The organism is Desulfuromonas sp. (genome assembly GCA_002869615.1).
GTDB lineage: Bacteria > Desulfobacterota > Desulfuromonadia > Desulfuromonadales > UBA2294 > BM707.
Genome location: PKUH01000018.1, coordinates 1 through 8,616 on the forward strand (window position 1 = coordinate 1; position 8,616 = coordinate 8,616).

At 54.2% G+C, this 8,616-nt stretch carries 10 protein-coding genes; 5 read left to right on the forward strand and 5 right to left on the reverse strand.

Annotated elements, in window-relative coordinates:
• Window positions 1-145, forward strand: a 145-nt coding sequence (locus C0623_02975; GenBank protein PLY02921.1) for an IS481 family transposase ISGme9, incomplete at its 5' end; no start/stop codon positions are given.
• Between the two features lie 64 nt (window positions 146-209).
• Here C0623_02975 and C0623_02980 read toward each other — a convergent pair.
• Complete coding sequence (locus C0623_02980; protein ID PLY02922.1) at window positions 210-1,298, reverse strand: hypothetical protein; 1,089 nt, start codon at window positions 1,296-1,298, stop codon at window positions 210-212.
• Window positions 1,298-1,969, reverse strand: a complete 672-nt coding sequence (ygbF, locus tag C0623_02985) for a tol-pal system protein YbgF (GenBank protein ID PLY02923.1) — start codon at window positions 1,967-1,969, stop codon at window positions 1,298-1,300. Before ygbF ends, C0623_02980 begins: the two co-directional genes overlap by 1 nt.
• A gap of 175 nt (window positions 1,970-2,144) precedes the next feature.
• On the opposite strand from ygbF, the gene C0623_02990 reads away from it, so the two are divergent.
• Complete coding sequence (locus C0623_02990; GenBank protein PLY02924.1) at window positions 2,145-3,365, forward strand: peptidase U32; 1,221 nt, start codon at window positions 2,145-2,147, stop codon at window positions 3,363-3,365.
• Here the strand turns inward: C0623_02990 and C0623_02995 are convergent.
• Window positions 3,362-4,024: a serine/threonine protein phosphatase gene (locus C0623_02995; protein PLY02925.1), complete on the reverse strand. Its 663-nt coding sequence runs from the start codon at window positions 4,022-4,024 to the stop codon at window positions 3,362-3,364. The two genes, C0623_02990 and C0623_02995, sit on opposite strands and share 4 nt — an antisense overlap.
• A 253-nt stretch (window positions 4,025-4,277) precedes the next feature.
• Between C0623_02995 and C0623_03000 the strand changes: the two genes are divergently transcribed.
• The 3 genes from C0623_03000 (at window position 4,278) to C0623_03010 (ending at window position 6,656) form a co-directional block, all read left to right on the forward strand.
• Complete coding sequence (locus tag C0623_03000) at window positions 4,278-5,003, forward strand: hypothetical protein (protein PLY02926.1); 726 nt, start codon at window positions 4,278-4,280, stop codon at window positions 5,001-5,003.
• 98 nt (window positions 5,004-5,101) lie between these two features.
• Window positions 5,102-5,965 (forward strand): NAD(+) diphosphatase, encoded by an 864-nt coding sequence (locus C0623_03005; protein ID PLY02927.1) that lies wholly within the window; start codon window positions 5,102-5,104, stop codon window positions 5,963-5,965.
• Window positions 5,966-6,401: 436 nt separating this feature from the next.
• Window positions 6,402-6,656, forward strand: coding sequence for a hypothetical protein (locus C0623_03010; GenBank protein ID PLY02928.1), 255 nt, complete (start codon window positions 6,402-6,404; stop codon window positions 6,654-6,656).
• Here C0623_03010 and C0623_03015 read toward each other — a convergent pair whose 3' ends face one another.
• Together C0623_03015 and C0623_03020 are read right to left on the reverse strand one after the other, a co-directional pair.
• Window positions 6,657-7,040, reverse strand: coding sequence for an osmotically inducible protein OsmC (locus tag C0623_03015; protein ID PLY02930.1), 384 nt, complete (start codon window positions 7,038-7,040; stop codon window positions 6,657-6,659).
• Window positions 7,041-7,067: 27 nt separating this feature from the next.
• On the reverse strand, window positions 7,068-8,195 hold the full coding sequence (locus tag C0623_03020) for a 4Fe-4S ferredoxin (GenBank protein PLY02929.1): 1,128 nt from the start codon (window positions 8,193-8,195) through the stop codon (window positions 7,068-7,070).
• Window positions 8,196-8,616 lie beyond the last annotated feature (421 nt).

Sequence of the window (8,616 nt, forward strand, 5' to 3'; positions counted from 1 at the left end):
ACTGGATGTCTTTGGAGAACGTTTCTCAGTCCCGCCGGAGACAATACGCGAATACGTGGTGGCTACTATCGATGTCAAAGAACAGAAACTAAAACTCTTCCTGGACAAAACTCAGGTCGAGGAATTTGATTACAAAATGCGCTAAATCATTTAAGTGTAAGCGATGTCGTGGCGCAAAAAGCTGTTAACGTTGTGCTGGCACTCAACAACTATTCGCTGAAAGTTGCAACCCGGTCGCCTTTAAAAATAGTATTGGCAGTTTTCAGAACCAGGGCGGCCGAGGTTTCTCGTGATGTTGTTAAAACAACAGCCTGCCCGATCAGAATATCGGGGAGCGGTTTGTCAGTCAGGCTCACATCTGATGCCTTGCGTGGTCGCGAAATATAGAGAAGGTTTCCTGTTTCAACGCCATCCTCGGCACCGAGGTCAGTGTAGACAACATCAAATTGCCCCATGGTCGATTGACCGCGTCGCGAGGCGACCAGGTAGCCGGAGAGGTCCGCCTTGGATTGTTTAAGGGCGATCTGCTTTTCCGGAGCGATAAAGGGCGTCACCCGGGCACCGCGCAGAATCTCACGAACATTCGAAAGAATCCTGGCGGTTGCCACGTTCTCATCAACATCGACAATTTCGAGAAGTCCGAGTTCGAAGACCTGGTAGCCGATATTCTTTCCTGTGACAGGATGCGAAATTTTATCACCGAGATCGAAGATGGCAAAGTTCATGCCGGGGTCAATCGTGTCGAGATCATCCATCTCGAGAAAAACCATGTCACCGGAGCCGAGGACCAGCCGATTGTCAGTGCCATCGACAATCCGTCCGGTTGTTTTCAGATCCTCAATGCCGATAAAGCCGATGCCGCCGCCGGGCACCTTGATCTTGATCTCATCTTCCGGCTCGCCGCCGACCAGATCCTCAATAGCCGGTTCCTGCTGCGGCTCTTCATCCCGAACTGTTTCGATTTCAGGCATATCCGGTTGTTCGACCGGCTCGAGATCAACTTCTTCCGGTTCGGCCTTGACGATTTCGATCCGGTCGTCATAGATCGCGAGTTTTTGTCCGGGATAGATAAAGTGCGGGTTCGGAATGTCCGGGTTGTTCGACCAGAGGTTGGGCCAGTAGTAAGGATCCTTGATGAAACGCTCGGAGATTCCCCAGAGAGTGTCGCCTTTTTTAATAGTATAGATTTGCGGCTCTCCGGCTGCCAGGGAAGATAATGGCAGCAGAAGCAGGCAAATCAGCAACACGGTTTTACGTAGAGTCATTATCGCCCCCTGTGGCTTTGGCTGATTCAGCATCAGTTGAAATTCTCCGTGGCGTTCTTCGCCGCAGAACTTTTCGGGTAACGCTCCCGCAGGAGCTGTATGGTTTCCATGGCGCCTTCATTGTCGTTGAGCTGATAAAGGGCTGCCGCTTTTTTTAACATGGAGTCGGGTGCCTTACTGCTTTTCGGGTAATCGTTGACGACCTGGTCAAAATTCGCAACCGCCTGGCCGAACTGGCCGAGAGCGAGGTAGCACTCCGCCAGCCAGTAACGGGCATTGCTGGCATAATCGTTGGCCGGGAAGAGCTGCAGAAAGCGATTGAAGCCGCTGATCGATTTCTGGTACTGCCCGGATGCGTAGTCGCCGAAGGCCGCCAGATAAATTTCAGTTGGTGACTGTTGTGAAGATTTTGCGCCTTCGTCGATCACCGGGCTGCCGGCGTTGCCCTGACCGACCCGTTGCTTCAGAGAATCAATCATTCTCTGCTGGTCGAGCAGGCGGGCCTCAAGCATAACGACGCTGTCCTGCAAACGCTGCAGGCGGGCATCAATGCTCTGAAGCTGATCATTCTCCAAGGCCTGGGCTGGTGCCGGTGCAGCTGGCGCCATGGCAGGGCTTGTCATTGTTCCCGGGGCCGCACAGGCGGTCAGCCCGCAGCAGGCGGCGACAGCAATAACGGCGCATATCAGTTTGATTCGATACAAATTGGTCTTCCCAGTTAAATAGAATATTGCATTAAATTTTCTAAAAATTATAGGTTTTTCAGGTGATTGTCAAGTTTTGAACGTCGGCAAATGGAATCGAATCGGACCGGCAAAAGCGGCTCTCCGGAGTGATAATCTATGCTATAGTGAGACCCTTTGAGAAGAGGAGATGGTCATGGATAAGCTTGAATTGCTCGCACCCGCCGGCAATTATGAAAAGCTTGTGACAGCTTTTGATTACGGGGCTGACGCGGTCTACCTCGGAAGTGAGAACTTCGGTTTGCGCGCGATGGCCGGGAACTTTGGCTATGATCAGCTGGCCCGGGCCCGGGATCTTGCGAGCGCGCGGCAGAAAAAAATTTACCTGACCCTCAATGCCTACCTGGTGTCGGGAGAATTTGAGACGCTGGCCGAGGAAATCGAGCAGCTCAAACGCTTTGATCTCGATGCCTATATCATTTCCGATCCCGGAGTTCTCAGCCTGGTTCGCGAACTCGACCCGGAACGGGAGATTCATCTTTCGACCCAGGCCAATACGACCAATGTTTTTGCCGCCCGGTTCTGGCAACAGGCCGGAGTGCGACGGATTAACCTGGCCCGCGAGCTGACCATTGAGGATATCAAGACCTTTGCCGATGACGGCTCGGTTGAACTGGAGGCGTTTGTCCACGGGGCGATGTGTGTCGCTTATTCCGGGCGTTGCCTGCTCTCGGCGGCGATGAGCGACCGCAGCGCCAACGCCGGTGCCTGCGCTCATCCCTGCCGCTGGAACTACTCCCTGGTCGAAGAGAGCCGGCCGGATCAATCTTTTCCGATCGAAGAGGACCGTCACGGAACTTACCTGATGAACAGTCGCGACCTTTGCCTGATCGAGCATCTGCCGCAGCTGGTCAAGGCCGGCGTGCGGCATTTCAAGATCGAGGGGCGGATGAAGAGCCGTTATTATGTCGCGGTTGTTACCCGGGCCTATCGGGCGGCCCTCGATCGCTACCGCGATGATCCGGAGACCTGGCAGTGCGACCCGTACTGGCTCGAGGAGCTCGACAAGGTGAGCCACCGACCCTATGACACCGGTTTCCTTTTTGGTCATGCTGATCCGCAGCTGCATGCCAAAGATACCCACTACCGCCGATCTTACGATTTTATAGGCCTGGTCCTCGCAGTTGAACCGGACGGCACCGGGCTGGTCGAAGGGAAAAACCGTTTCTTTCCGGGAGATGAGATCGAGCTGTTCGGTCCGGGCATGCGCCAGGCCTGGTTCACGGTTGGAGAAGTGGTTCGAGAAACCGGGGAGGCGGTCGAGGTTGTTCAGCCGAACGCCCGGGTCATGATGCCCCTGCCGGCCGGAAGCCGGGCCGGCGATCTGCTCCGGCGCGCCAAGGCCGAAGAGCGTTAATCCGGCAGGTCGATGGCTGAAGCCTGCCAGATGTTTCGGGTCAGCAGGTCGCAGCAGCTCAGCCGGTTGTTGTAGACGGCGCCGGTGTCGAGCCCTACCATATTATCGCGCAACAGGACCTCGGGCTGGGGGGAGTGTCCGAAGACAACAGTTTTTCCCCAGTCATAATCCGAATTGATAAACTCGCCGCGAATCCAGAGCATATCGTATTCATCTTGATTACTGATCGGAACGCCCGGACGCAAACCGGCGTGGACAAATATATAATCCCCGTGAATATATGAATTTTTCAGGTTATTGAAAAATGAGAGATGATCCGGTGGAATGACCGGCTTGGAATTGTCTGTGGATTGGTAGCTTTCGAGCGTCGCGTTGCCGCCGTTGAGCAGGAACATCAGATGATCGTCACCGGCAAGAAAATCGAGCAGCATCTGTTCGTGATTGCCGCGCAAAAAAACGGTTTCGGGAAATTGTCGCTGCAGGTCGAGCAGGCATTCAATGACCTGGCGGCTGGCCGGACCCCGGTCAATGTAGTCGCCGAGGAAAACGAGCTGATCTTCAGGGCCGGGCGCGACATCGGTCAGCAGCTTTTGCAGCAGGTCGAAGCAGCCGTGAATATCGCCGATAGCGAGAAGCCTTTCTGGATTTTTGTCAGTCAAAGCAGCACTCTTAACTTGTCTTAATGACGGGTCGGATGTAGGATGTTGCAATCAATTCTACACGAGATGGGCCCGTATGGACAATTTTTGCTCCGATGTTGTGGCGATTAAGCTACAGATTTATGCTGCCCGGATAAATGGATAGTTTGTAACTGTATGAATATGTTAGAATTTTATTTCATGGCATTCTTCTTGTAAGCTGTAAGATATGTTCATGCAAGTTAAAACCTGGAAAATTTGAGGAGGATTTATTATGAAGCAAATAAAGAAGGTTATTTTGACTTTCATGGTTTTCGTTCTGTGTAGCGGTTCTGTATGGGCGGCGGACTTTGATCTTACCGGCGTCGTACAACCGGAATTCAACCAGCTGGTCACCGAAGCAGGCCGCCTGACAGCATACAGAAGCATGATGCCGGCCGAGCCGGGTGGGTTGACCGGGTTTGATATCGGCCTTGCCATTACCGGTGTCGAAGTCAACGAGGGGCTGTGGACGAAGTATAATGTCGACACCGACGTCGTTGCAGTCCCTCGCCTGATGGTCCAGAAGGGGCTGCCGGCCGGGATTGATATTGGCGCCTTCTACGCCGAGGTCAGCGATTACGATCTTTCAATGGAGGGTGCGCAGATCCAGTGGGCTCTGCTCGAAGGGACCGCCGCCACGCCGGCTCTCGCTCTTCGCGGCAGCTACGCCAAGCTCGATGCGGCCGGCGAGATGGAAGTCAAAACCATGGCGGCCGATATTGTCGTCAGCAAGGGGGTTGCCATGTTGACCCCTTACGCGGGTCTTGGCACTGTCTCCTACGAAGGCGAATACACCGGGAGTAATGCAGGCCTTCAGGCTCTTTTGAGTGACTATGATGATAACGAAACCCGCATCTTCGGCGGGGTGCAGTTTGCCGTTGCTCTGCTCAATATCACCGCTGAATATGAGCAGATGGATGAGCCGGTCTATTCGGTTAAAATGAGTCTCGGCTGGTAATCCTGTCCAAATAAGTCTTTGTGAACGGCTCGCCCGAATTTGGCGGGCCGTTTTTTTGTCTGCTTGTTCCGTTTGTTGCTCTCTGCTAAGCTCAATTCATGTTGCCCGAATCTTTTCTGACACCGTACCACCTTCCGTTCAACCAGACCTGTCTGGCCAGCCGGTTCGAATTCCTGACGCATGACCAGGACCCGGGCGACCGGGGGAGCTGGCTCCTTATTCAGGGAGGTGAACTGGCCCTGTTCGAAGATGGTCAGAACCAGACTTTGCCGGACGGGACATTGCCGCCCGGCATTGATCCGGAAACAGCTCTCTATATCGGCCAGTGGCAGGGGCGGCCCTGCCGGGTTGTCAGCCTTGATCCGGACACCAGGCTGCCGGATCAATATCTGATGCGCGGCTTAACCAGCCAGGTGCCCAAGCTGTCGATCGAGCTGCTCTCCCTCGGCGGTCTGGCCCGACAGATTCTATACTGGGACGCCAACAGTCAATATTGCGGTCGATGCGGCCGGAAACAGAGCTGGCTGCCGGGGGAATGGGGCAAAGTATGCGAGCAATGTGGAACCCATCATTTTCCGCATATCCATCCTTGCATTATCGTTGTTGTTCGACGGGTCGGTGAAATCCTGATGACCCGTAAGGCTGAATGGCCGGAGGGCCGCTACAGTCTGGTTGCCGGTTTCCTCGATATGGGCGAATGCCTGGAAGAGGCGGTTATCCGGGAGGTTAAGGAGGAGACCGGGGTCGAGGTTGAGAATATCCGTTATATCGGCAGCCAGAGCTGGCCCTTTCCGAGCCAGCTGATGTGCGGTTTCGTCGCCGACTATGCCGGCGGCGAGGTTGTCGTCGAGGAAAAGGAGCTGGAAGACGTACGCTGGTTCCCGATCGATGCGCTCCCGAACCTGCCGCCGAAGCGGAGTATCTCGCGATACCTGATCGATAACTTCAAAGAGCAGGGTTAGCCACGAAGGCACAAATACACGAAGAAATGCCAAGATAAAAAAACATGTTAACGGAGAGGCGGAGAGCTAGAAAAATTCATTAAAAAGATTAGGCTAAGTCTTTAGCGTTCTGTTTTGATCTAACCCGGAGATCCAGGTTTTGTTTTTGGTATTCTCTCCACCTCCGCGTCTCTGCGTTAATAAATAGATTTTGATCTTCTTGGTGTCCTTAGTGTTTTAGTGGCGAAGGGTTTCCGGTTCATAAAAAAACCCCGGGCGGGGACCCGGGGAGTCGCAGATATCTCTTTTCGGGGTTCAACAGCCGCACTCTGGAGGAGGTTTGATGGCTGTACAAGAGATAATGCGAAAAGCTTTCTAATTATTTCGGACGTTTTTTAAGTTCTGCTAAAAATATTTTAGTGAGAATAATGTTAATTTCAATACAGGGCAAGGCAAAATGATGCTGGAACAACCTTTTTGTAAGAAATACTACCTGATCCCCAAATCGGCGATTGCCTACCTGCGCTTTTCTCTCGAGAGCTATGACGGCATCGCCTTCGTGCGGACACTTGATGCCCGGCAGGCCCTGGTTGAAATTGCCTATCCACCGACCAGAAGTGAGGATGCCGAGGCGTTGCTGGCATCCCTTGAAAAGGAAACCGGGATGACCGAAACGGACACCCCGGCCGCAGAAGATTATCCTCCTCTGTAATCAGACCGTTTCAACTGTAATCTCTGGCGGATCAACGATAACCTTTTTAACGGCGCACTGATCGGTGGCCCGGATGATCGATTTCCGGTACTTGTCAGGAAACCCGTCCGGCAGGTGGATCTTCATATTGATGGCCTCCAGCCGCTTTGATTCCGGGTTGCGGTTGGTGTCGAGCGTCAACTTCATGCCGGTCGTGTCGATCTCCCGCTGCTGGCAGAACCGCAGAGCAAAAAAACCGGCGCAGGCGCCGAGGGAAGAGAGGAAGAGGTCGAACGGCGAGGGTGCCGAGTCGGTGCCGCCGTTTGCTTCGGGTTGATCGGTTTTCGTGACGAAGCCGTTGTATTCGGTGTTGACGGCAACGCCGCCGGGGAATGTGATTTCCATCATGGTAACGTTTCTCCTGTCGTCTGATTACCAGCTCTTGTCGAGCGGTTCGAGTTTTTTCAGTTCGTAGGCCCGGCTGCCAAGGCCGAGAAGCTCGGCCTGTTCCAGAGTCGTTTGCCAATTGATTTCCGGATAGATGCCACGAAATTTATCGCAGCCCGGAGCATGTCCTTGCGCCAGGGCTGAATCGGGCAGGCCGGTTGCCTGGTTCACCAGGTCGGCGCAGGCCTGATCGATCGCGACCGGATCGGTCGAAGCGAGAATGCCGATGTCGGGAACGATCGGCGCATCGGAGTGCCCGTAACAGTCACAGGCCGGGGAAACCTGGGTGACAAAATTGATAAAAAGCAGTTTGCCCTCCTTGCCGCTGATGGCGCCCCGCGCGTAATCGACCATTTTTTTCATGACCAGGTCGGCCTGTTCGTTCCACTGAATGTGAATCGCCTGCTGCTCGCAGACGGTGATGCAACGGCCACAGCCGACGCAGGTTTCGGCATCGATTCGCGCCTTGCCCTCAATCATTGCAATGGCGTCATGGGCGCAGGCCGAGAAGCAGTCCGCACAGGCGTTACAGTCTTTTTCGGCGACCTGCGGGGCCACGTTTGAATGCTGCTCAAGTTTGCCCTCCCGGCTCGAACAGCCCATGGCAAGATTTTTGATGGCGCCGCCGATCCCGGTCAGCTCATGCCCTTTGAAGTGTGAAAGGGTGATCATGCCATCGGCTTCAAGGATTTCAAGTCCGATGTCAACCGTATCGAGGAGCCCGCCTTCGACGGCCACCCGCCGCGACGAATGGCCGCGCAAGCCGTCACTCATGATCAATGGTGCCCCCGCGACCGCGTAGGCGAAACCGTTTTCGATCGCACAGTTCAGGGCCGAGACCGCTTCCTTGCGCTCACCGGGGTAGAGTGTGCTCGAGTCGGTCAGAAAAGGTTTGCCGCCGAGTTCCCTGACCCGGTCGACAACCTTGCGCGCAAAGGTCGGGCGGATATAGGCGTGGCCGCCTTTTTCGCCGAAGTGCAGCTTGATCGCGACAAGATCGCCCTTGCGAATCCGGTTTTCAAGGTTGCAGCAATCGATCAGTCGCAGCAGTTTTGTAAAAAGGTTTTCCCTGGTACCGGCGCGCATGTCGGCCATGAAGACCTGGCTCGTCATATTGTATCCTCCCGTAGCAGTCTGTTAATGAAGAGAGATGAACTTCAGTTAATGGCACAGCCTAGCATGAGCCGATTGCTGAATCAATTGACGCAAAAAAAATGTTCTTCACAGATGAGTGCGAATACAACACGAGATTCTTCGGCAAGCCCAGGACAAGTAAGAAAAGAAAGGAGCAAGCCGGGCGATATCGGCGACCTTGATTGGTTGGATGGCGGCACTACTGGATAGGGATATGCGCGATGGGGACACTACCCGAAGTTCAGGGAAGTGTCCCCTTTAAGTACCAGAGTACAGCAAAGTGACCCTCGCCTGAAGACCGAAGACAGGAAGAACCGCGCGGTCGCGGCCGCGCACTCCGCCATACTCTTTTATTGAGCCATAAAAGAGTATGCAGAAAACGGCTCCCTTGCAGGGGGCT

Coding starts and splice junctions, on each gene's coding strand:
- C0623_02980 (PLY02922.1), bottom strand. CDS start 1,298: ATGCTGAATCAGCCAAAGCCACAGGGGGCGATAATGACTCTACGTAAA.
- C0623_02990 (PLY02924.1), top strand. CDS start 2,145: ATGGATAAGCTTGAATTGCTCGCACCCGCCGGCAATTATGAAAAGCTT.
- C0623_03000 (PLY02926.1), top strand. CDS start 4,278: ATGAAGCAAATAAAGAAGGTTATTTTGACTTTCATGGTTTTCGTTCTG.
- C0623_03005 (PLY02927.1), top strand. CDS start 5,102: ATGTTGCCCGAATCTTTTCTGACACCGTACCACCTTCCGTTCAACCAG.
- C0623_03010 (PLY02928.1), top strand. CDS start 6,402: ATGATGCTGGAACAACCTTTTTGTAAGAAATACTACCTGATCCCCAAA.
- C0623_03015 (PLY02930.1), bottom strand. CDS start 7,040: ATGGAAATCACATTCCCCGGCGGCGTTGCCGTCAACACCGAATACAAC.
- C0623_03020 (PLY02929.1), bottom strand. CDS start 8,195: ATGACGAGCCAGGTCTTCATGGCCGACATGCGCGCCGGTACCAGGGAA.